Origin of the sequence: Streptomyces sp. NPDC004134, from assembly GCF_042874195.1 — a bacterium.
GTDB lineage: Bacteria > Actinomycetota > Actinomycetes > Streptomycetales > Streptomycetaceae > Streptomyces.
Genome location: NZ_JBIAMS010000021.1, coordinates 142,958 through 165,090, shown reverse-complemented (window position 1 = coordinate 165,090; position 22,133 = coordinate 142,958). Strand labels below are relative to the sequence as shown.

Here is a 22,133-nt window from a genome sequence, read left to right as displayed (position 1 = left end):
GCTTCGTCGCCCGGGAGATCTACCACCACCTACCCCACACGACCCACACCACTAAACCGCTCCCACAAACCACTTGACGATCCATAGGAGCTTCATCGCCGGCTCACTGGACCGGGTACGGGGGTGCGGTGTCGGGGGTACGGGCTGCGCGTGGTGGCCGGGGACGGGGCGGAGGCCGGGGACGGGGCAGGGGCTGGGGCCGGGGCCGGGGACGGGGGTGCGGGGACGGGGTGGGGCGGGGGCGTGTGCGGCTGCGGCTACGTGGGGTTGGGAGCATTGGGCCCCCCGCCGTGCGCTCCCGGCCGTTCGCCTGAGCACCGGCCTACGGATTCACCGGTGATCGCCCGGGGCAATCGGCCCCCGGGCCCTCGTCGCCAGTCCGCACCCCTCGGGGTGCACGTCGCTGAGCAAAACTCGGCTCCGGTGGGTGATTTGGTCAGTTTTGGGCGGGGTGTTGCTCGGAGTTTGTGCCGATAGTGCGCACTCGTGCGGCCGGGGCGGTCTCTGGCCCGCCTGCGGGTGGGTGTCTGCGTGTGGTGGGGCGAAAGTCGGCTCTCGGGGGCCCGTTCGGGGTGAATCAGGGGGTGTTGCCGCGAGTTACGGCCCTGTTCTTCCGCTGAGCACGGCGTAGTTCGGGGTGTTGTTGCGCCCCGCCTGCCGGGCTCATTCGGCAGGCGGGGCGTCTCCCGGGGGTGGTCGTGAGTACCGTCGCCCTCGGGGCTCAGTGGGGATGCCGGCGGATGAGGACGTTCGCGTCGCTTACCGCCGACAAGTCGCCCTTCGCGCGTGCCGTCCTTCGGCTCGCCGCCAGTTCCGCGCACCGGTCGCAGCCCGGGGCCGGGGCGGCGTCCGGGGGAGGGAACGCCTCCGGCAGGTGGATCGGGGCGGACATCGTGGTGCGGTGCGCGGCGGGTGTGGCCGCCGGGACATCCCCCGCCGGGTGCCGCCGCGGTGCGTTTCCCGCGGTACGGGGCCGGTCGTCGTCCGCGTTCACAGGCGCCCCCTCCGTAACACCGCGGCGCTGATCCGCCCGTGGCCCGGCTCCAGGTCGTTCTCGCCTGCCGTGGTGACGCAGTGGCCGCCTGCCCGGTGCACCGCCAGACGCAGGACCGCCCTGTCCGCGCGGTCCCAACTGATGCGGTCCCACGTGTCCACCAGACACAGCGCCGGGCCGGCGGCCTGGCGCATGGCGTAGGTGAGCATCCCCCACTGCGCCCGCTGCCAGGCGCACAGCGCCTGGTCCCCGCGGTCCACCCACTCCCCGGCCACCACCCAGCCCCGCTCGGCCGCGTAGCGTCGGCATCGCGCTATGCGCTCGTCCAGGGCCGCCGTCGTCGGTGTGGCGTGCCGGTCGTAGATGAACGCCAGCGCGGGCCGGGGCGGGCGGGTGTCGGGTGTCTCCATCACGCTCACCTGTCGTCGGTGATCAGGTCGTCACCGAAGGTAGGTCCGGACGGAGAGGGACAGGGGCAGGAATCCTGCCCCTCGCATGCCCGTTCGCTACGCGGCCAGGAGCCCGGCCTTCGTCGCGAGTGAGGCTGCGCGCCTCCTGCGCGCAGGGCTCTTGGCCTCGGACTCCTCAAGGATGATCCGCCGGGCGTACCCGTTGTAGCGGATCGTGTCGGGAGCCGCGGCGTTGGCCTTCTCCAGCGTCGCCAGGGCGACGTCCGGCTGGCCGTCGAGCTGATAGCCGCGGGCCTCCTCGATACGGTGCCGGGCACGTCGGGGGTGGCTGGGGATGACGGCGGCGTCGGCGCGCGCCGCTTGCCGTACGGACTCGCCCCCGGCGTGCAGTTCCACGGCCACCGTGACCGCGTGCGCGCCCATGATGGCCGGCCCGAAGCTGGTGACGGCGTGGTAGTAACCGGGGGGCAGCCGTACGGCCTTGTCGTGTGCGTCGTCCCAGTGCGCCCACGCCGTGCCGGATGCGCCCCGGCGGGCGGCGGTGTAGCCGAGCTCGAAGTCGAGCGCGCCGGCGATGGCCAGCACGCGGTCGTCGGCGTCGGGCAGCAGCGGGCGGAGGTAGTCGACGGCCGCGCGGTTGACTTCGTCGGCGGCGTCGAAGTCCCGCGGACCGGCGTCGCGGTGGGCCTGGGTGAGCAGCCAGGCGGCGGTGCCGATGGCGTGCGGGTCCTCGCTCTCCTGGGCGGCGACCATGCCGCGGTCGGCGACGCGCCAGAGCAGCGAGCTGTCGGGCTGGTAGGCGAGGAAGAACTGCGACAGCGCGTACGTCTCGGCGAGCAGCGACTGCGCGCGACGGCGCTGCTCGGAGGTCTGGGCCTGCCTCGTGGCCAGATGCGCGTCCAGAATCAGGTCGGGCAGCAGTGCGCCGATGACCTCGCGGTGGTTGGGGGCGGAATGCCGGGCCTGCCACGCACGGTCAAGGCGGGCCCGCAGGTGCGGGAGGCTCGGGGCCTCGCGGTCGCCGGGCAGCGGGAAGCGGTTGATGGCGTCGCGGACCGCGGGGAGCTTGGCGTGTCCTGGGCCGATGAACATGGCGACGCTCATGGACTGGTCGCCGGTGAGCTCGGCGAGATCGCGTACGCGCAGCACCTCGGCGATCCGCAGGATCATGGGCAGCTTCGGCAACTGGAGCTTCCCGGTCTCCACTTGCTTCACCCACGACGGCGACTTGCCGAGCAGCCCGCCCAGGACGGGCCGGCTGATGCCGCGGCGCTCGCGCAGGATCTGCATCCGCTGGCCGAACGCGAGTGGTTCCGTGAGCGGGTCGGGAGCAGCGTCCGATGACGTCACGGCCTTACCTCTTCTCTGCGGCTCGACACTGCCAGGGTAGGAGGCGGGGCCGGTTCTGTGTGCGGTCGGCCGCAAACAGTGTGTTACGGAGCGCGTGCGGAAACTCCGGCCGCGACGCGTCTGCCGCCCCTCCTCGGAACTCCTCAGGAAGCCGGGGCCGTGACGAAGTCGATCAGCTCCTCCACGCGGCCCAGCAGTGCCGGTTCCAGGTCGCGGTACGTCCTCACCGACTCCAGGATGCGGCGCCACGCCGCGCCCGTGTCCGGGGGCCAGCCCAGTTCGCGGCAGATGCCCGTCTTCCAGTCCTCGCCCCGCGGGATCCTCGGCCAGGCCGCGATGCCCACCGACGCGGGCTTGACCGCCTCCCAGATGTCCACGTACGGGTGACCGACCACCAGCGCGTGGGTGCTCGTCACCGACTCCGCGATGCGCCACTCCTTCGTGCCCGGGACCAGGTGGTCCACCAGCACCCCCAGGCGCGCGTCCGGGCCGGGGGCGAAGGCGGAGACCACCGACGGGAGGTCGTCCACGCCCTCCAGGTACTCGACCACCACGCCCTCGACCCGCAGGTCGTGGCCCCAGACGCGCTCCACCAGCTCCGCGTCGTGGCGGCCCTCCACGTAGATGCGGCCCGCGCGGGCCACGCGCGCGGTGTGGTCCCGTACGGCGATCGAGCCCGAGGCCGAGAGGAGGGGGCCCGCGGGGCGGGTACGGCCCGGGCGTACCAGCGTGACCACCTTGCCGTCGATCATGAAGCCCCGCGGCGTCAGCGGGAACACCCGGTGCTTGCCGAAGCGGTCCTCCAGGGTGACCGTCGGGCCCTCCGCGGTCTTCTCCGTGCGGATGACCGCGCCGCAGAAGCCCGTCGCCACCTCCTCCACCACCAGATCGGGCTCGGCCTCCACCTCGGGGGCCGGCTGCTGCGGCTTCTTCCAGGGGGGCGTGAGATCGGTGTCGTAACGGCGCACGGGAGTGAGGTTACGACAAGCGCCCCGCCAGCTCGTCGCGTTGGGCCCGTACGAAGTCCGCCCCCACCGCCGCCCCGTGGCCCGGGACGTACACCGCCCCGGAACCGCCCAGCTCCAGCAGCCGGTCCAGCGCCGCGGGCCACCGCGAGGGGTCCGCGTCCCGGCCCACCGACGGCGGCCCCGACTCCTCGACCAGGTCGCCGCAGAAGACGACGGCCGGGCGGCCCGGGACGTACACCGCCATGTCGTGCGGCGAGTGCGCGGCGCCCAGCTCGACCAGCAGCACTTCCCGGCCGCCCCCGAGGTCCAGCGGGTACGTGCCGGAGACCGCGTGCCGCGGGGCGACCAGGACGTCGGCGGCCTCCGCCGCCTCGTCGCGGTTCAGCCCGTGGCGTACGGCGTCCGCGCGCAGCTCGTCCGCGCCGGGGCCGCGCAGGTGCGCGGCCATGCCCGCCGGGCCGTAGACCTCGGCACCGGCGAAGGCCGCGGTGCCGAGCACGTGGTCGAAGTGCGGATGCGTGAGCGCGATACGGGTCACGGGGCGGCCGAAGCGGTCGCGTACGGCCCGGCGCAGCTCCGCGCCCTCCCGCAGCGACGCGCCCGTGTCCACGAGCAGCACGCCTTCCGCGGATCCCACCGCGCCCGCCGTGGCGTCCCAGCGGGGCAGCCGGCACCGCAGGACGTCCGGGGCCAGCTCTTCCCAACCGCCACCCATACCCCGACGCTATAACGTGACCGGCCGCCTTGCCCGGGCTCCCCTACCCGGCCGTACACTGGCCCCGAACCCTGGCACTCCCCGCCGTCGAGTGCCAGCGGCGGGACGACCGGACGGGACCCGAGTGTGGAGGTGGGCAGCATGCTCAGCGAGCGCCGGCTCGAAGTGCTGCGCGCCATCGTCCAGGACTACGTGGGCACGGAGGAGCCGGTCGGCTCCAAGGCGCTCACCGAGCGGCATCACCTGGGTGTCTCCCCGGCGACGGTGCGTAACGACATGGCCGCCCTGGAGGACGAGGGGTACATCGCCCAGCCGCACACCAGCGCCGGCCGCATCCCCACCGACAAGGGCTACCGGCTGTTCGTCGACAAGCTCGCCGACGTCAAGCCGCTGAGCTCGCCCGAGCGGCGGGCGATCCAGAACTTCCTGTCCGGCGCCGTCGACCTCGACGACGTCGTGGGACGCACGGTGCGGCTGCTGGCGCAGTTGACCCGGCAGGTGGCGGTGGTGCAGTACCCGTCGCTGACCCGTTCGACCGTGCGCCACGTCGAGCTGCTCCAACTCGCCCCCGCGCGCGTGATGCTCGTGCTCATCACCGACACCGGCCGGGTCGAGCAGCGCGTGATCGACTGCCCGGCGCCGTTCAGCGAGGACTCCCTCGCCGATCTGCGCGCCCGGCTCAACAGCCGCGTCGTCGGCCGCCGGTTCGCCGACGTGCCGCGGCTGGTGGCCGATCTGGCGGAGCCCTTCCCCGCGGACGACCGGGGCACGGTGCAGACCGTGCTGTCGGTGCTGCTGGAGACGCTGGTGGAGGAGACGGAGGAGCGGCTGATGATCGGCGGCACCGCCAACCTCACCCGCTTCGACCACGACTTCCCGCTCACCATCCGGCCGGTGCTGGAGGCGCTGGAGGAGCAGGTGGTGCTCCTGCGGCTGCTCGGCGAGGCGAAGGAACCGGGCGTGATGGTGCGCATCGGCCATGAAAACGACCACGAGGGGCTCACCTCCACCTCGGTCGTCTCCGTCGGATACGGTTCAGGCGGCGACACCGGCGAAGCCGTCGCCAAGCTCGGCGTGGTCGGACCTACCCGCATGGACTACCCCGGAACGATGGGAGCGGTACGCGCAGTGGCACGGTACGTCGGACAGATCCTGGCGGAGTCATAAGTGGCCACGGACTACTACGCGGTCCTCGGCGTCGGACGTGACGCGTCGCAGGAGGAGATCAAGAAGGCGTTCCGCAGACTCGCCCGCGAGCTGCATCCGGACGTGAACCCGGATCCGAAGACCCAGGAGCGGTTCAAGGAGATCAACGCCGCCTACGAGGTGCTGTCGGATCCGCAGAAGAAGCAGATCTACGACCTCGGCGGCGACCCGCTGTCGCAGAACGGCGCCGCGGCCGGCGGCTTCGGCGCCGGCGGCTTCGGCAACCTCTCCGACATCATGGACGCCTTCTTCGGCCAGGCGGGCCAGCGCGGCCCGCGCTCGCGCACGCGGCGCGGCCAGGACGCCATGATCCGGCTCGAAATCGAGCTGGAGGAGGCGGCGTTCGGCGCCACCAAGGAGATCCAGGTCGACACCGCGGTGGTCTGCGGCACCTGCAACGGCGAGGGCGCGGCGCCCGGCACGTCGGCGCAGACGTGCGACATGTGCCGCGGCCGCGGCGAGGTCTCGCAGGTCACCCGCTCCTTCCTGGGCCAGGTCATGACCTCCAGGCCCTGCCCCCAGTGCCAGGGCTTCGGCACGGTCGTGCCCACGCCGTGCCCCGAGTGCGCGGGCGACGGCCGGGTGCGCTCACGGCGTACGCTCACGGTGAAGATCCCCGCGGGCGTCGACACCGGCACCCGCATCCAGCACGCCGGCGAGGGCGAGGTCGGCCCGGGCGGCGGCCCCGCGGGCGACCTGTACGTGGAGATCCGCGAGCTGCCGCACCCGATCTTCCAGCGCCGCGGCGACGACCTGCACTGCACGGTGACGATCCCGATGACGGCGGCCTCACTGGGCACGAAGGTCAATCTGGAGACCCTCGACGGCCTGGAAGAGGTCGACATCCGCCCCGGTACGCAGTCGGGGCAGTCGATTCCGCTGCACCAGCGCGGTGTCACGCATCTGCGCGGCGGCGGCCGGGGCGACCTGGTCGTGCACGTGGAGGTCGAGACGCCGCAGAAGCTGGACCCGGACCAGGAGCGGCTCCTTCGCCAACTCGCCCAGTTGCGCGGCGAGGAGCGCCCCCAGGGCCACTTCAAACCGGGCCAGCAGGGGCTGTTCTCGCGGCTGAAGGACGCCTGGAGCGGCCGCTAGCTCCCCGGCCGGGGGGCTCGCCGGGCCGCCGCCGTGCGGCCCGTGCGACGGGTGTTGCGGGTGGGACGCCAGTCGTCCCCAGGTGCGTGAAGACGTGCGGATTCCAAGATCCGGCGCGGGCCGCCGGCGTCCGACCTGCATGACAGGATTGAGCCATGCCCACCGAGCTGAACGATCTGTTCACCTTCCCGATCGTGCAGGCGCCCATGGCCGGTGGCGCATCCTGCCCGCAGCTCGCCGCCGGGGTGCTGGAGGGCGGCGGCCTGGGGTTCCTCGCCGCCGGGTACAAGACGCCCGAGGCGATGTACGAGGAGATCCGCCAACTGCGGGCCGTCACCGACCGGCCCTTCGGCGTCAACCTGTTCATGCCCCAGCCCCCCTCGCCGCCCGACCCCGCCCAGATCGAGGCGTACGCCGAGCAGTTGGCCGGCGAGGTCGAGTGGTACGGCACGGCGCTGGGCGACGCCGAGGCGGGCACGGACGACGCCTTCGACGCCAAGGTGGCGATACTCCTGGACGAGCCGGTGGCGCTGGTGTCGTTCACCTTCGGCTGCCCCAAGGCGGCCGTGCTCGACGCCTTCGCCCGCGCCGGGACGTACACCGTCGTCACCGTCACCAACGTCGTCGAGGCGCGCCGCGCGCAGGCCGCCGGGGCGGACGCCGTGTGCGTGCAGGGCGTCGAGGCCGGCGGCCACCAGGGCGGCTTCCGCAACGACCCGCGGGACGACGACGTGGGCCGCGGGCTGCTCACGCTGCTCGCCGAGGTGCTGGAGGCCGTCGACGTGCCCGTGATCGCCGCCGGCGGGCTGATGCGCGGCGGGCAGATCGCCGCGGTGCTCTCCGCGGGCGCCGCCGCCGCGCAGCTCGGCACCGCGTTCCTGGTCTGCCCCGAGTCGGGCGCCAACGCGCTGCACAAGCGGGCCGTCACCGGCGGGGTGTTCACGCGTACGGAGCTGACCCGCGCCTTCTCCGGCCGCCCCGCCCGCGGGCTGGTCAACCGCTTCGTACGCGAGCACGGCCCGTACGCCCCCGCCGCCTACCCCCAGATCCACCACCTGACCTCCCCGCTGCGCGCCGCCGCCGCCCGCGTCGGCGACCCGCAGGGCATGGCGCTGTGGGCCGGCCAGGGCTACCGGCTGGCGCGGGAACTGCCCGCCGCGGAGCTGGTGGAGGTGCTGGCCCGGGAGCTGGCCGACGCGCTCAGCGGGACGACGAAGCCCGCCGGCGACGTCTCGGGCGGCCTGCTGTGACCGCCCCCGTGTTCGTCGCAGGACCCGACGTGCTGGACGCCGCCCGCCCCGGCGCGGTGCTGGCGCTGACCGGACCCGAGGGGCGGCACGCGGTGTCCGTACGGCGGCTGCGGGCCGGCGAGGACGTCGTGCTCACCGACGGCGCGGGGCGCGGCGCGTACGGCACCGTGGCCGGCGCGGAGGGCCCCGACCGGCTGCTGGTGACCTGCGCCGAGGTGCGCGAGGAGCCGGCGCCGCGCCCGCGGCTGACCGTCGTGCAGGCGCTGCCGAAGGGCGACCGCGGCGAGCTGGCCGTCGAGACCATGACCGAGACCGGCGTGGACGCGGTGGTGCCGTGGACGGCGGCCCGCTGCGTGACCCAGTGGCGCGCGGAGCGCGGGAGGAAGTCCCTGGCCAAGTGGCGCGCCACCGCCCGCGAGGCGGGCAAGCAGGCCCGCCGGCTGCGCTTCCCCGAGGTCGCGGAACCGCACTCGACGAAGGAGCTGCTGCCGCTGCTCGCGGGCGCGGCGTTCACGGCCGTGCTGCACGAGGAGGGCGCCGCGCCGCTGGCCGCCGCCGCGCTGCCGGCGGAGGGCGAGATCGTGCTGGTGGTCGGCCCGGAGGGCGGGATCGCGCCGGAGGAGCTGGCCGCGTTCGAGGGCGCGGGCGCGCGGGCGTACCGGCTGGGGCCGAGCGTGCTGCGTACGTCCACGGCGGGCACGGCGGCGGGCGCGGTGGTGCTGGCCGCGACCGGGCGGTGGTCCTGAGCGGGCGGAATGAGGCATTCCGTACGCGGGTTCCGTACCCCCGTCCGCACGCCCGTTCCCCGCGCTCCGTCCGTACGCCCGGATCCCGACGTTCCGTACGCCGGAACCCGGGGGTTTCCCGCGGTGTTCAGAGTTACGTCCCGATTCGTTCCAGCCCCCGACGGGGCGGGTACAGGACGAAGGTCACACCGCACCGCAAAGCGGTGGTCAGTACCGCCTCCGCATGATGGGATGATCGACGTGACTCAGCCTGCTTACCTGCGATTCCCGCACCTGCACGGCGACTTGATCACCTTCACGGCGGAGGACGACGTCTGGGCCGCGCCCCTCGACGGCGGCCGGGCCTGGCGGGTGAGCGCCGACAACATGCCGGTGGACCATCCGCGCATAGCCCCCGACGGCACGCGCGTCGCCTGGACCTCCACCCGTGACGGCGCCCCCGAGGTCCTCACCGCGCCCGTCGACGGCGGCGCGCCCGTCCGCCTGACGTACTGGGGCAGCGGCAAGACCTCGGTACGCGGCTGGACGCCCGACGGCGACGTGCTGGCGCTGACCACCCACGGCCAGTACTCGCTGCGCCGCACCTGGGCGCGCGCCGTGCCGCCCGGCGGCGGCCCCGCGCACACGCTGCCGTTCGGACCCGTCGGCAACGTCGCGTACGGGCCCGAGGGCCGCGTCGCGCTGCTCACCGCGGGCATGGGCCGGGAGGCCGCGTACTGGAAGCGCTACCGCGGCGGCACCGCGGGCCGGCTGTGGCTGCGCACCGCGGCCGACGCGGAGTTCATCCGCCCCGCCGAACTGGACGCCGTCCTCGGCAACGCCGAGTACCCGCTGTGGGCCGGCGGGCGGCTGGCGTTCCTCTCCGACCACGAGGGCACCGGCGCGCTGTACTCCGCCGACACCGACGCCCCCGACGCGTACGCCGTGCTGCGCCGCCACACCCCCCTCGGCGGCTTCTACGCCCGCCACGCCGCCACCGACGGCACCCGCGTCGTCTACGCCGCCGCCGGCGAACTCTGGCTCCTCGACGGGCTCGACGAGGGCACCGAGCCCCGCCGCCTCGACATCCGCCTCGGCGGCCAGCGCACCGACCTGCGCCCCCGCCCGCTGCGCGCCCGCCACAACCTCGGCACCGCCCGCCCCGACCACACCGGCCGCGGCAGCGCCGTCGAGATCCGCGGCACCCTGCACTGGGTGACCCACCGCGAGGGCCCCGCCCGCGCGCTGGCCGCGGAGCCGGGCGTACGGGCCCGGATGCCGCGGGTCTTCCGCGCCGAGGGCGCCGAGCACGTCGTGTTCGTCACCGACGCCGAGGGCGAGGACGCGCTGGAGTTCGCCCCCGCCGCCGGCCGCGACGCCGGCGCCACGCCCCGCCGCGTCGCCGCGGGGCGCCTGGGCCGGGTCACCGGGCTGGCCGTCGCGCCGGACGGCAGCCGCGTCGCCGTCGCCTCGCACGACGGCCGGGTGCTGCTCGTCGAGCGCGCCTCCGGCGACGTACGCGAGGTCGACACCAGTGCGTACGGCGACGCCGGCGGGCTGGTGTTCTCGCCCGACTCCGCCTGGCTGGCCTGGTCCCACCCCGGCCCCGGCGAGCTGCGGCAGTTGCGGCTCGCGACCACCGACGGGCTCGCCGTCGCCGAGGCCACGCCGCTGCGCTTCCGCGACTACTCCCCGGCGTTCACCGCGGACGGCAAGCACCTGGCGTTCCTCTCCGAGCGGGCCTTCGACCCGGTCTACGACAGCCACGTCTTCGACCTGTCGTTCCCGTACGCCTGCCGCCCCCACCTGATCACGCTGGCCGCCGAGACCCCCTCGCCGTTCGGCCCGCAGCGGCACGGCAGGCCCCCCGAGCGCGGCACCTCCGACGACGGCGACGACGCCGGCTCGGGCTCCGGCGACACCCCGCCGGTCACCCGCATCGACCTCGACGGCCTCGCGGACCGCATCCTGCCCTTCCCCGTCGAGGCCGCCCGCTACTCGGCGCTGCGCGCCGCGGAGGGCGGCCTGCTCTGGCTCGTCCACCCGCTGCGCGGCGTGCTGGGCACCGACGCCGCGGGCCCCGAGGACGACGGGCCCACCACCCGGCTGGAGCGCTACGACCTCGGCAAGCAGCGCGTCGAGGAACTCGCCGACGACGCCGAGGGCTTCACCGTCACCGGCGACGGCACCCGGATCCTGCTGCGCACCGAGGGCAAGCTGAAGGTCGTCCCCGCCGACCGCAAGGCCAGCCACGTCGACGACGGCGACGGTGACAACGTCACCGTCGACCTCACGCGCGTACGGCAGTTGCTCGACCCGGCCGCGGAGTGGCGGCAGATGTACGCGGAGGCCGGCCGGCTGATGCGCGACCACTTCTGGCGCGCCGACCTCGGCGGGGTCGACTGGGACGGCGTGCTGGAGCGCTACCGGCCGGTGCTGGAGCGCGTCGCCACCCACGACGACCTGGTCGACCTGCTGTGGGAGGTGCAGGGCGAGCTGGGCACGTCCCACGCGTACGTCATCCCCCCGGGCGGCGGCGCGCCCGCGGGCGCCCCGGAGCGGCGGCAGGGGCTCCTCGGCGCCGACATCACCCGCGGGGACGACGGCAGTTGGCGCGTCGAGCGGATCCTGCCGTCCGAGACCTCCGACCCGCACGCCCGCTCCCCGCTGGCCGCACCCGGCGCCGCGGTCCGCCCCGGCGACGCGATCGTGGCCGTCGACGGCCGGCCCGTCGACCCGCAGGCCGGGCCCGCGCCGCTGCTGGTGGGCGCGGCCGGCAAGCCGGTCGAGCTGAGCGTGCTGCCCGCCGACGGCGGCGACGTGCGCTACGCGGTGATCGTCCCCACCGGCGACGAGGAACCGCTGCGCTATCACGCCTGGGTCGCGGGACGGCGCGCGTACGTGCGCGAAGCCTCCGGCGGCCGCCTCGGCTACCTCCACGTACCCGACATGCAGGGCCCCGGCTGGGCGCAGCTCCACCGCGACCTGCGGGTCGAAGTCGCCCGCGAGGGCCTGGTGGTCGACGTGCGCGACAACCGCGGCGGGCACACCTCGCAGCTCGTCGTGGAGAAGCTGGCGCGGCGCGTCGTCGGCTGGGACGCGGGCCGCGGCATCCGGCCCGTCAGCTATCCGATGGACGCGCCGCGCGGTCCCGTGGTCGCGGTGGCCAACGAGTTCTCCGGCTCGGACGGCGACATCGTCAGCGCCGCGATCAGGGCGCTGGGCATCGGGCCGCTCGTCGGGCGGCGCACCTGGGGCGGGGTCGTCGGCATCGACAGCCGCTACCGGCTGGTCGACGGCACGCTGGTGACGCAGCCGAAGTACGCCATCTGGCTGGAAGGGCCCGGCTGGGGCGTGGAGAACCACGGCGTGGAGCCGGACGTGGACGTCCAGCTCACGCCGGAGGACTGGGCGCAGGGGCGCGACCCGCAGTTGGAGACGGCGGTGCGGCTGGCGCTCGAGGAGCTGGAGCGCAGCCCGGCGGCGGTGCCGCCGGAGGTGCCGGGTGCGGTACGGGACGCGCCGGAGGCGGCGTCCGCCGACCCGGCGTCCGCGGAGTCCCCGGCGGGGGAGTAGCGGCAGGGCACGGGTACGGGCCGCGGGGTACCATGCGGCCCGTACCGCCCGACTCGTACGAAGGAGGCCGGGAACATGGCCGGGGAGCCGCAGGCAGACTGCCTGTTCTGCAAGATCACCGCGGGCGAGGTGCCCGCGACCGTCGTCCGCGAGACCGCGACGACGATCGCCTTCCGCGACATCAACCCGCAGGCGCCCACGCACGTCCTCGTCATCCCCAAGGCCCACTACCCGGACGCCGCCGCCCTCGCCGCCGCGGACCCGCGGCTCCTCGCCGACGTGCTGCGCGAGACCGCCGAGGTCGCCGCCGAGGACAAGATCGACGCCACCGGCTACCGCGTCGTGTTCAACACCGGCGCGGGCGCCGGCCAGACCGTCTTCCACGCGCACGCCCACGTGCTCGGGGGCCGCGGCCTGAACTGGCCGCCCGGGTAGCGCGGGCCGCCCGCACGTGGCCGCCCGCGAACTCGTCGTCCTCGGCACCGCCAGCCAGGTCCCCACCCGCCAGCGCAACCACAACGGCTACGTGCTGCGCTGGGACGGCGACGCCCTCCTCTTCGACCCCGGCGAGGGCACCCAGCGCCAGATGCTGCGCGCCGGCGTGGCCGCGTACGGGCTGACCCGCGTCTGCGTCACCCACTTCCACGGCGACCACTGCCTGGGCCTGCCCGGCGTCATCCAGCGCATCAACCTGGACCGCGTCCCGCACCCCGTGACGGTGCACTTCCCGGCGAGCGGGGGGCACTTCTTCGAGCGGCTGCGGTACGCGAGCGCGTACCGGGAGACCGCGCGGATCGAGGCGGGGCCCGTCGAGGGCGACGGCGTGATCGCCACCACGCCCGCGTACACGCTTCAGGCACGCCGGCTGCACCACCCCGTGGACGCGTACGGCTACCGCCTCGTCGAGCCGGACGGCCGCAGGATGCTCCCCGAGCTGCTCGCGCGGGCCGGGATCGCGGGGCCCGACATCTCGCGGCTGCAGCGCGAGGGCGTGCTGCGGGGCGTCCGGCTGGAGGAGGTCTCGGCGCCGCGCCGGGGGCAGCGGGTCGCGTTCATCATGGACACCGGTCTGTGCGAGGGGGTGTACGCGCTGGCGGAGGAGGCGGACCTGCTGGTCATCGAGTCGACGTTCCTGGGCGCGGAGACCGCGCTGGCCATCGAGTACGGGCATCTGACGGCGGCCCAGGCGGCGGGGGTGGCGATCGCGGCGGGCGTACGGCACCTGGTGCTGACGCACTTCTCGCAGCGCTATCCGGACCCGGCGGACTTCGCGCGGGAGGCGCGCGAGGCAGGGTACGCGGGGCCGCTGACGGTGGCGACGGACCTGGGCAGGGTGGCGGTGCCGGCGCGGCGCTGAGGGCGGCGGTACGGGCGCGGAGGGCCGTTGTCAGTGGGCTGAGGCAGACTGAAAACAGTCGGACAAGTGTTCCGTTCTCGGTGCGGAGGCCCGGTGTGGAAGGAGGCGCTCACGTGACCACCCATCCGTCCGCTTCAGCCGACTCTGCCGTCTCTGCCGTTTCTGCCGTTTCAGCCGGGGCGGCCGGTTCGGCTCTGCCGGTCGTGGACCCGCTCGAGCATGTGCGCGGCCCCGGCGACCCGGCCGTCGACGTCTACCTGACGGGGACGGTCTTCCTCGACATCGTGTTCACCGGCCTGGACAGCGCCCCCGTCCGTGGCACGGAGTCCTGGGCCCGCGGCATGGGCTCCAGCCCCGGCGGGGTGGCGAACATGGCGACGGCCCTGGCCCGCCTCGGCCTGCGCACGTCGCTGTCGGCCGCCTTCGGCGACGACGTGTACGGGGACCACTGCCAGGAGGCCCTGGCGGGCGAGGGCGTCGACGTGTCCCTGTCCCGCACCTGCCGCGGCTGGCACTCGCCGGTCACCGTCTCCATGGCGTACGACGGCGAGCGCACCATGGTCTCCCACGGCCACGAGGCGCCGCCGCCCGACGAGCCCCCGCGCTGCCCGCCGCCGAGCCGCGCCTGCGTCGCCTCCCTCGACCCCGGCCGCCGGCAGCCGTGGATCGAGCAGGCCGCGCTGCACGGCAGCCGCGTCTTCGCCGACGTCGGCTGGGACGACACCGGGCGCTGGAACCTGGCGGAGATACCGGAGCTGGCCCACTGCGAGGCGTTCCTGCCGAACGCGGTGGAGGCCATGCGCTACACCGGCACGGACTCGCCGCGCGCGGCGGCCCACGCGCTCGCGGAGCACGTGCCGCTGGTCGTCGTCACGATGGGCGCCGAGGGGGCGTACGCGGTCGACGGGCGTACGGGCGAGAGCGCCGAGGTGCCGGCGATATCGGTGGCGGCCCTGGACACCACCGGCGCCGGGGACGTCTTCGTCGCCGGCTTCGTCACCACGTCGCTCGCGGGCTACCCGCTGCCCGACCGGCTGGCGCTCGCCGGGCTGACGGCGGCGCTGTCGGTGCAGGAGTTCGGCGGCTCCCAGTCGGCCCCGGGCTGGACCGAGGTGGCGGCCTGGTGGGAGCAGATACGCACGGTCGACGAGCAGGACCCCCAGGCCCTCGCCCGCTACGCGTTCCTGGACGGCATCACGCCGTGCGCCCCCCGGCACTGGCCGCTGCGCCGGGCGGTCCCGACGATCGGCTTCCGCCCGGAGCCGAAGGACGTCTAGCGGACGGCGGCCGTACGGCCCGGGGAGCGCGGGCGGACGTGCCGTCCGCACGGCCCGGGGGAGTGCGGGTGGACGTACCGGCGGTGCGGCCCCGGTGAGTTGACGGACGTGCCGGCCGTACGGGGCCCGCCCGCGGGCCGGTGCGGTCCGTGCCGGTCAGGCCCGGGTCGTGCCGCGCAGTTCCCCGTCCGGGGCGGCCAGCAGCAGCGGGGTGCCCGGGCCGCCGAGGTCGCGTACGGCCGCGAGGTCCGCGTCCGCGGGGGCCGCCGCCTCGGTGACGACCGCAGCCGCCTCCAGCGAGGTGGCGCCGCTGGCGACGGCCATCGCCACCGCGGTCTGCAGCGCGGTCAGCCGCAGCGAGTCCAGCGCCACGGTGCCCGCGACGTAGGTGCGGCCGGTCTCGTCCCGTACGGCCGCGCCCTCCGGCACGGCGTTGCGCGCACGCGTGCTCCGGGCCAGCGTGATGATCTTGCGGTCCTCGGGATCCAGCGCGCTGCTCTCACTCATACCCCGGAGCATACGAACCCCCCGCGACCGCCGCCCAGGCGACCACCCCCGCGGCGCGGCCCGCGGCCGTCAGCCCGCGACCCGCCGCGGGGCCTCCTCGCGGCCCTCCGGGCCGGTCAGCCGGCGGAGCTTCGCCGCCGTCTCCGTCCCCTCCGCCGCGTTGTGCAGGACGATCGTCAGGTCCGGGCGGGCCGGCAACTGCAGATGCGTGCTCTCCAGGAACAGCGGGCCCACCAGGGGATGGTCGACCTCCTTCGCCGTCTGCCCGGCCGCCGCCACGTCCACGTGCCGCCACAGCTCGCGGAACTCCTCGCTCCGCTCCGCCAGTTCGTCGACGACCAGCCGGAAGCCCTCGTCGTCCGGCCGCTCCGCCATCGCCGCCCGGTACTCCGCGACCACGATCGGCGCCGTCTGCTCCCAGCGCACCGAACGGGACCGGTACACAGGGTCGGTGAAGAAGTTGACCAGGCAGTTCTCGGACGCCTCCGGGTGCATCCCGAAGACCATGGCCGCCGCGCCGTTGTGCGCGATCACGTTCCAGTACACGTCCATGATGTGCCCCGGCAGCGGCATCCAACTGTCGATGACCCGCCGCAGCCCGTCGCACAGGTAGTCCGTGTCGTACGCCGACGTCCGCACCGGCGGGTTCAGCCCCGCCAGCATGTACAGGTGCCGCCGCTCCACGTCGCTCAGCCGCAGCACCCGCGCCACCGCGTCCAGCACCTGCGGCGAGACCGTGATGTCCCGCCCCTGCTCCAGCCACTGGTACCAGGAAGCGCCCACCCCGGCCAGCACCGCGACCTCCTCGCGCCGCAGCCCCGGCGTCCGGCGCCGCGCGCCGCCGTCCGGCAGCCCCGCCTCTGCGGGGCTCACCCGCGCCCTGCGGGACCTCAGGAACGCGCGCAGCTCCCGGTGCCTGCCCGACCTCATGCCGCCCGCGGACGGCGTCGCGGTCGCAGCCATCCATCCCCTCCGCCCGTACGTGGTGGTGCGGCCACCAGGATAAACAGCCGCTCCCCAGCCAACCGCGGCCCGCCGGACGCTGTTCCCATGCCCACCGACAACCCGCCCCCGACCCCGGCCGCCGACGACCGGACGGCCCCTTCCGGCGCGGCCGGTCCGGCCCCGGCCGCCGACGGCAAGACGGCCGCCCCCGCCGCGCGCCGCCGCGCACCAGGCACCACCGGCAGCAACACCGGCGCCACCCCCGTCCGGTTCACCGGCCGGGCCCGGCTGGTGCTCCTCGTCCTGTGCGCCTCGCAGTTCATGGTCGCGCTCGACTTCTCCATCCTCAACGTCGCCCTCCCCGAACTCGGCGCCGACCTCGGCCTCGGCCAGGCGATCCTGCAGTGGGCCGTCACCGCCTTCGCCCTGCCCACCGGCGGCTTCCTGCTGCTCTTCGGCCGCATCGGCGACCTCTTCGGCCGCCGCCGGCTCTTCCTCACCGGCCTCGTCGTCTTCACCGTCTCGTCCGTCCTGGCCACGTTCGCCTGGGACGCCGCGTCGTTCCTCGCCGGCCGGGCCCTCCAGGGCCTCGGTGCCGCCGCCCTCGTCCCCACCGGCATGGCCCTGCTCACCACCGGCTTCCCCGAGGGCCCGCAGCGCTCCCGGGCGCTGAGCATCATGGGCAGCATCATGGCGCTCGGCTTCACCGCCGGAATGCTGCTGGGCGGCGTCCTCACCGAGGCGTTCGGCTGGCGCTCCACCATGGCCGTGCTCTCCGTCGCCGGTGCCGCCGTGCTGGCCGTGGCGCCCGGCGTGCTCACCGAGAGCCGCCCCGACCGCCGTCCCCGCCTGGACGTACCCGGCGCGGTCACCGTCACCGGCGGCCTCCTCGCGGTGATCTACGCCCTGTCCACCGCCGCGGAACACGGCTTCGGCCGCCCGGACGTGCCCCTCACCCTCGTCGCCGGCGCCACGCTGCTCGCCGCGTTCGGCGTGATCGAGTCCAGGACCGCGGAGCCGCTGGTCTCCCTGCCGCTGCTGCGCCGTCCGACGGTGGCCTGGGGCGCGCTCGGCGGCTTCGCGACGTACTCGATGATGAGTTCCTTCATCTTCCTCGGCACCCTCTACCTCCAGCAGATCCGCGGCGTCAGCGCCCTCGGCACCGGGCTCGTCTTCGGTCTCCTGGGCCTGACCGCCGCCCTCGGCGGCACCGTCGCGCCCCGGCTGGTCGCCCGCTGGGGCGCCCACCGCACGCTCCAGGCGGGGCTGCTCGTGCAGGGCCTGACCACCGCGCCGGTGGTGTTCGTCGGCGAATCGCCGGCGGGCGTATGGCTGGTCACCGTCTGCGGTGCGGTCGCGGGCTTCTGCCACCTCTGCGCGGTCGTCGCGTACGGCCTGACGGTGACCTCAGGCGTGCCCGACGAGCAGCAGGGCCTGGCCACCGGCATCGTCACCAGCGCCCAGCAGATCGCCATGACCACGGGCATCCCGCTACTCAGCGCGCTGGCGGCCAGCCGCGGCGGGCTGCTCGACGGCCTGCGGCTCGGCCTGGCGGCGGACGCGGCGGTGCTGGTCGCGGTGGCGCTGCTGACGACGGCGGGCCTGCGGGGCGGCACCCGGAGGGCGGCCTGACGGTGCCCCGCCCACGCCCCCTCGTCCTGCGCCCCGCTGTCCTACGCCCCCTTGCCCTGCGCCCCCTCGTCCTGCTCCACCGGCACCTCCCGCACCGGTTCCACCAGCACCGTCACGATCTTGTTCCGCCGCCCGGCGGGAGACTCCGCCGTCAGCCGCAGCGCCCGCAGCCCCGGGTCGGAACCGTCGTGCGTCACGTCGACCTCCGCCGTCGCCCCCGCGATCGGCACCCGGCCCAACTGCTTGGCCAGCAGCCCGCCGACGGTCTCCACGTCCTCGTCGTCCAGCTCCAGGTCGTACAGCTCGCCCAGGTCGCCGATGTCCAGCCGGGCCGTGACGCGGAAGCGGCCCTCGCCCAGCTCCGCCGCAGGCGGCAGCTCCCGGTCGTACTCGTCGGTGATCTCGCCGACGATCTCCTCCAGGATGTCCTCGATCGTCACGATCCCGGCCGTCGACCCGTACTCGTCGATGACGACCGCCACGTGGATCCGCTGCTGCTGCATCTCCCGCAGCATGTCCGCGGCCTTCTTCGTGTCCGGTACGAACGCCGCCGGCCGCATCGCCGTCGACACCAGCTCCGACTCGGCCTCCCGGCTGATGTGCACCTTGCGCGCCAGATCCTTCAGGTACACCACGCCGACGACGTCGTCCTCGCTCTCACCGGTCACCGGGATCCGCGAGAAACCGGAGCGCAGCGCGAGCGTCAGCGCCTGCCGGAGCGTCTTGTACCGCTCGATGGTCACCACGTCGGTCCGCGGCACCATCACCTCGCGCACCAGGGTGTCGCCGAGTTCGAAGACGGAGTGGACCATGCGCCGCTCCTCGTCCTCGATCAGCGACTCCTTCTCCGCCAGGTCCACCATCGCGCGCAGCTCCGCCTCCGAGGCGAACGGCCCCTGGCGGAAACCCCTGCCCGGCGTCAGCGCGTTGCCGAGCAGGATCAGCAGCCGCGGCACCGGGCCCATGATCCGGGCCAGCGGCAGCAGCACGTACGCGGAGGCCGTCGCGGTCGCCACCGGGTGCTGGCGCCCGATGGTGCGCGGCGAGACGCCGATCGCGACGTACGAGACGAGGACCATCGCGGCGATCGCGACCGTCAACGCCTCCCAGGTGCGGTCGAAATGCCGCAGCGAGGCGTACGTGACGAGCGCGCCCGCGGCCATCTCGCAGCCGACCCGCACCAGCAGCGCCACGTTCAGATAGCGCACCGGGTCGGACGTCACCGCCAGCAGCTTCGCGGAGCCGCGCCGCCCGGCCCGTACCGCGTCCTCGGCGGCGATCCGCGTCGTCCGCGCCAGCGCCGTCTCGGCGCACGACGCGAGCCAGCCGACCCCCACGAGCAGGACCGCCGCGGCGATCAGCCGGGCGGTCATCGCTCGGTGGGCGCCGGCGAAGGACCGGTCACGCCGCGCTCGGCGCGCCAGCCGTCGACGATCGCCTTCTGCAGACCGAACATCTCGGCCTTCTCCGCGGGCTCCTCGTGCTCGTAGCCGAGGAGGTGCAGCACCCCGTGCACCGTGAGCAACTGCAGCTCCTCGTCCATGGAATGCCCGGTCGGCGCCGCGGCACCCTGCGTGCGGGCGACCTCGGGACAGAGCACGATGTCGCCGAGGAGGCCCTGCACGGGCTCTTCGTCGTCCTTGGCGGGCGGACGCAGCTCGTCCATGGGGAACGACATCACGTCCGTCGGCCCCGGCTCGTCCATCCACTGCACGTGCAACTGCTCCATCGCGGCGGGGTCGACGAGGATGACCGACAGCTCGGACAGCGGGTGGATCCGCATCCGCGCCAGCGCGTAGCGCGCGGCCCCGAGCACGGCCTCCTCGTCGGCCTCGACCCCGGATTCGTTGTTGACCTCGACGGACACGGGTCTAGGCCCTGCCGTTCCTGTCGTCGCCGTTCCTGACGTCGTACTTGTCGTACGCCTCGACGATCCGGCTCACCAGCTTGTGCCGTACGACGTCCTTGCTGGTCAGCGTCGAGAAGTGCACGTCCTGAACCTCGCCCAGGATCCCCTGCACCTGCCGCAGCCCGCTCTTCGTCCCGCCCGGCAGGTCGACCTGGGTGACGTCACCGGTGACGACGATCTTGGAGTTGAACCCCAGCCGGGTCAGGAACATCTTCATCTGCTCGGGATTCGTGTTCTGCGCCTCGTCGAGGATGATGAAAGCGTCATTCAGGCTGCGGCCGCGCATGTAGGCGAGCGGGGCCACCTCGATCGTGCCCGCGGCCATCAGGCGCGGGATCGAGTCCGGGTCCAGCATGTCGTGCAGCGCGTCGTACAGCGGGCGCAGGTACGGGTCGATCTTCTCGTACAGCGTGCCCGGCAGGAAGCCGAGGCGCTCGCCTGCCTCGACCGCGGGGCGGGTCAGGATGATGCGGTTGACCTGCTTGGACTGCAGGGCCTGGACCGCCTTGGCCATGGCGAGGTACGTCTTGCCGGTGCCCGCGGGGCCGATGCCGAAGACGATGGTGTGCTTGTCGATGGCGTCGACGTAGCGCTTCTGGTTCAGCGTCTTCGGGCGGATCGTCTTGCCGCGGTTCGACAGGATGTTCTGCGTCAGGACCTCGGAGGGGGCGGCGTGGCCGCCGGCCTCGTCGTCGCGGTCGGATTTGAGCATGGCGATCGTCCGCTCCACCGCGTCCTCCGTCATGGGGGCTCCGGTGCGCAGGACGAGCAGCATCTCGTCGAAGAGGCGCTGCACGAGGGTGACTTCCTCGGACGCGCCTACAGCGCTGACCTCGTTGCCCCGCACGTGGATGTCGGTGCTGGGGAACGCCTTCTCGATGACCCGCAGGAGGGAGTCTCCGGAGCCCAGCACGGTCACCATGGGGTGCTTCGCGGGGATGGTGATGTGGGCGCGGGCCTGCCCCTCTTCGGGGGTGCGGCTTACGGGTGTCTGTGTCATGGGCCGGCCCTCGGGCCTGAATCTCATCCCACTTCTTCGCTCGCGGAACTGTGAGGAGGGCCCGCCGGACGGACCACGCCCGGGGCCCCGACGCCTGCTCCACACGCAGGCCCTGACGCCATCGTAACGGGGGGAGGTGCGGCTGTGGCCAGTGAGTTTCGAGGACGGTACGCCAGACGTGTGGGAGAGGTGCGGGTGCCTGCTCACGGGCTACCGCGGTACCGCGGTAGCCCGTGAGCGGCGGGGCGCCGTTACGCCGGCAGCGGAGCCCCCGGCGGCTCGGGCGGGACGTCGGGGGCGGGGCGGGCGGCGTCGGCCTGCGGTTCCGGGGGAGCGGGGTGGGGGGTGTCGTCGGGTACGGGGCCGGGTACGGGGCCGGGGCCGGGGGCCGGGTCGTGGCCGGTGGAGAGGCGGTCCCGGGGCTCGGGTTCGGGCGGCTGGTCGGCGGGCTGATCGGTGGGTCGGTCGCCGGTTCGGTCGGCGGGTCGGTCTGCGGGCGGGGGCGGGAGGGTCTGGGCGCGCACGTACGCTTCGAGCGCGCGCGAGAGGTCGATCGGCATGGCGAACTCCGGCTTGCCGCTGGCGTGCTGACGTGGGGGGTACGGGCAGCGGGGCAGGCGTGCGTCCGTACGCGAACGGGCCCGCCGCGCGGGCCCTGTCAGCAGCGCAGTACGGCGTACCGCCCCCGGGCGGCGGCGAGCACCGCGGCCTCCGGGGCGTACGGGCACCACGGGGGGCCGGTCTTCCCGGCGTCCTGTGCGATCCGGGGTGCGGGCCAGGCGGCGGCCGCGACGCGGCCGGCGTGGTCGGTGCGCCCGGCCTTCGCCGGCCGGGGCCCGCGCCTGGCGAGGGCGGGCGCGGGGCCGGTGTCCTCGCCGGGGGCCGCTTCGCCCGCGGCTCCGGCGGCCCCGGCCGCCCCGGGGGCGGCGGAGGACGTGGAGTAGCCGTCCGCGGCGCTCGCGCGCTCGACCGCTCCGCCGGGCACCAGGAGCACCCCGAGGAGCAGCGCGAGCAGGGCGCGCAGGGCGAGCCCGCGGACGAGCGCGGCACGGACGATCACGACTTCAGGTAACCACGGTGCTACGTTCCGTACAGTCCATCCTGAGGGTGATGTTCCGCGCGCCGCCGCGCCCTCCGTCCGGCGCCCGCGCCGCCCGCCAAGACCCCACACGCGCGGCGCACGCCCGCGCCCCGGACCAGCGCGCCCGCACCCCCGC

At 74.5% G+C, this 22,133-nt stretch carries 20 protein-coding genes; 9 read left to right on the top strand and 11 right to left on the bottom strand.

Going from position 1 to position 22,133, the window contains the following annotated elements; all coding sequences use genetic code 11:
- Positions 1-990: 990 nt before the first annotated feature.
- From ACFYVJ_RS24975 to ACFYVJ_RS24960, 4 genes are all read right to left on the bottom strand, one after another.
- Positions 991-1,404 (bottom strand): hypothetical protein, encoded by a 414-nt coding sequence (locus tag ACFYVJ_RS24975; RefSeq protein WP_388895428.1) that lies wholly within the window; start codon positions 1,402-1,404, stop codon positions 991-993.
- A gap of 96 nt (positions 1,405-1,500) precedes the next feature.
- The gene (locus tag ACFYVJ_RS24970; RefSeq protein ID WP_388895425.1) at positions 1,501-2,754 is read right to left on the bottom strand and encodes a helix-turn-helix domain-containing protein; all 1,254 of its coding nucleotides are present in this window, start codon (positions 2,752-2,754) and stop codon (positions 1,501-1,503) included.
- Positions 2,755-2,897: 143 nt separating this feature from the next.
- A complete protein-coding gene (locus ACFYVJ_RS24965) occupies positions 2,898-3,722 on the bottom strand; it encodes a DUF3097 domain-containing protein (protein WP_388895423.1) in 825 nt (274 codons plus the stop codon).
- Positions 3,723-3,732: 10 nt separating this feature from the next.
- Positions 3,733-4,437, bottom strand: coding sequence for an MBL fold metallo-hydrolase (locus tag ACFYVJ_RS24960; RefSeq protein ID WP_388895420.1), 705 nt, complete (start codon positions 4,435-4,437; stop codon positions 3,733-3,735).
- A 141-nt stretch (positions 4,438-4,578) separates the two neighbouring features.
- Between ACFYVJ_RS24960 and hrcA the strand changes: the two genes are divergently transcribed.
- The 8 genes from hrcA (at position 4,579) to ACFYVJ_RS24920 (ending at position 14,923) form a co-directional block, all read left to right on the top strand.
- On the top strand, positions 4,579-5,604 hold the full coding sequence (hrcA, locus tag ACFYVJ_RS24955; RefSeq protein WP_388895417.1) for a heat-inducible transcriptional repressor HrcA: 1,026 nt from the start codon (positions 4,579-4,581) through the stop codon (positions 5,602-5,604).
- Entirely contained in the window at positions 5,605-6,738 is a 1,134-nt protein-coding gene (gene dnaJ, locus ACFYVJ_RS24950) for a molecular chaperone DnaJ (protein WP_388895413.1), read from the top strand.
- 155 nt (positions 6,739-6,893) lie between these two features.
- Positions 6,894-7,988 carry a nitronate monooxygenase gene (locus ACFYVJ_RS24945; RefSeq protein ID WP_388895410.1) on the top strand — a complete coding sequence of 365 codons (1,095 nt, stop codon included), beginning with the start codon at positions 6,894-6,896 and terminating at the stop codon, positions 7,986-7,988.
- Positions 7,985-8,734 (top strand): 16S rRNA (uracil(1498)-N(3))-methyltransferase, encoded by a 750-nt coding sequence (locus ACFYVJ_RS24940; RefSeq protein WP_388895407.1) that lies wholly within the window; start codon positions 7,985-7,987, stop codon positions 8,732-8,734. Before ACFYVJ_RS24945 ends, ACFYVJ_RS24940 begins: the two co-directional genes overlap by 4 nt.
- Positions 8,735-8,965: 231 nt before the next feature.
- Positions 8,966-12,289 (top strand): S41 family peptidase, encoded by a 3,324-nt coding sequence (locus tag ACFYVJ_RS24935; protein ID WP_388895404.1) that lies wholly within the window; start codon positions 8,966-8,968, stop codon positions 12,287-12,289.
- 75 nt (positions 12,290-12,364) lie between these two features.
- Positions 12,365-12,724 carry a histidine triad nucleotide-binding protein gene (locus ACFYVJ_RS24930; RefSeq protein WP_388895401.1) on the top strand — a complete coding sequence of 120 codons (360 nt, stop codon included), beginning with the start codon at positions 12,365-12,367 and terminating at the stop codon, positions 12,722-12,724.
- A gap of 16 nt (positions 12,725-12,740) precedes the next feature.
- Entirely contained in the window at positions 12,741-13,646 is a 906-nt protein-coding gene (locus ACFYVJ_RS24925; RefSeq protein ID WP_388895398.1) for a ribonuclease Z, read from the top strand.
- Between the two features lie 194 nt (positions 13,647-13,840).
- The gene (locus ACFYVJ_RS24920) at positions 13,841-14,923 is read left to right on the top strand and encodes a carbohydrate kinase family protein (RefSeq protein ID WP_388895450.1); all 1,083 of its coding nucleotides are present in this window, start codon (positions 13,841-13,843) and stop codon (positions 14,921-14,923) included.
- Between the two features lie 156 nt (positions 14,924-15,079).
- Here the strand turns inward: ACFYVJ_RS24920 and ACFYVJ_RS24915 are convergent, their stop codons facing one another.
- Both ACFYVJ_RS24915 and ACFYVJ_RS24910 read right to left on the bottom strand, forming a co-directional pair.
- Complete coding sequence (locus ACFYVJ_RS24915) at positions 15,080-15,442, bottom strand: cytidine deaminase (protein WP_388895395.1); 363 nt, start codon at positions 15,440-15,442, stop codon at positions 15,080-15,082.
- Positions 15,443-15,499: 57 nt separating this feature from the next.
- A complete protein-coding gene (locus ACFYVJ_RS24910) occupies positions 15,500-16,393 on the bottom strand; it encodes a helix-turn-helix transcriptional regulator (RefSeq protein ID WP_388895393.1) in 894 nt (297 codons plus the stop codon).
- An 87-nt stretch (positions 16,394-16,480) separates the two neighbouring features.
- Here ACFYVJ_RS24910 and ACFYVJ_RS24905 point away from each other — a divergent pair, with 87 nt between their 5' ends.
- On the top strand, positions 16,481-18,007 hold the full coding sequence (locus ACFYVJ_RS24905) for an MFS transporter (RefSeq protein ID WP_388895391.1): 1,527 nt from the start codon (positions 16,481-16,483) through the stop codon (positions 18,005-18,007).
- A 41-nt stretch (positions 18,008-18,048) separates the two neighbouring features.
- Here the strand turns inward: ACFYVJ_RS24905 and ACFYVJ_RS24900 are convergent, their stop codons facing one another.
- The 5 genes from ACFYVJ_RS24900 to ACFYVJ_RS24880 form a co-directional block, all read right to left on the bottom strand.
- Positions 18,049-19,380, bottom strand: a complete 1,332-nt coding sequence (locus tag ACFYVJ_RS24900) for a hemolysin family protein (RefSeq protein ID WP_388895388.1) — start codon at positions 19,378-19,380, stop codon at positions 18,049-18,051.
- Positions 19,377-19,874: an rRNA maturation RNase YbeY gene (ybeY, locus tag ACFYVJ_RS24895; protein WP_388895385.1), complete on the bottom strand. Its 498-nt coding sequence runs from the start codon at positions 19,872-19,874 to the stop codon at positions 19,377-19,379. Before ybeY ends, ACFYVJ_RS24900 begins: the two co-directional genes overlap by 4 nt.
- Positions 19,875-19,878: 4 nt before the next feature.
- The gene (locus ACFYVJ_RS24890) at positions 19,879-20,916 is read right to left on the bottom strand and encodes a PhoH family protein (protein WP_388895382.1); all 1,038 of its coding nucleotides are present in this window, start codon (positions 20,914-20,916) and stop codon (positions 19,879-19,881) included.
- Between the two features lie 251 nt (positions 20,917-21,167).
- Positions 21,168-21,476 (bottom strand): hypothetical protein, encoded by a 309-nt coding sequence (locus ACFYVJ_RS24885; protein ID WP_388895379.1) that lies wholly within the window; start codon positions 21,474-21,476, stop codon positions 21,168-21,170.
- A 98-nt stretch (positions 21,477-21,574) separates the two neighbouring features.
- Entirely contained in the window at positions 21,575-21,976 is a 402-nt protein-coding gene (locus tag ACFYVJ_RS24880; protein WP_388895377.1) for a hypothetical protein, read from the bottom strand.
- Positions 21,977-22,133: the final 157 nt, after the last annotated feature.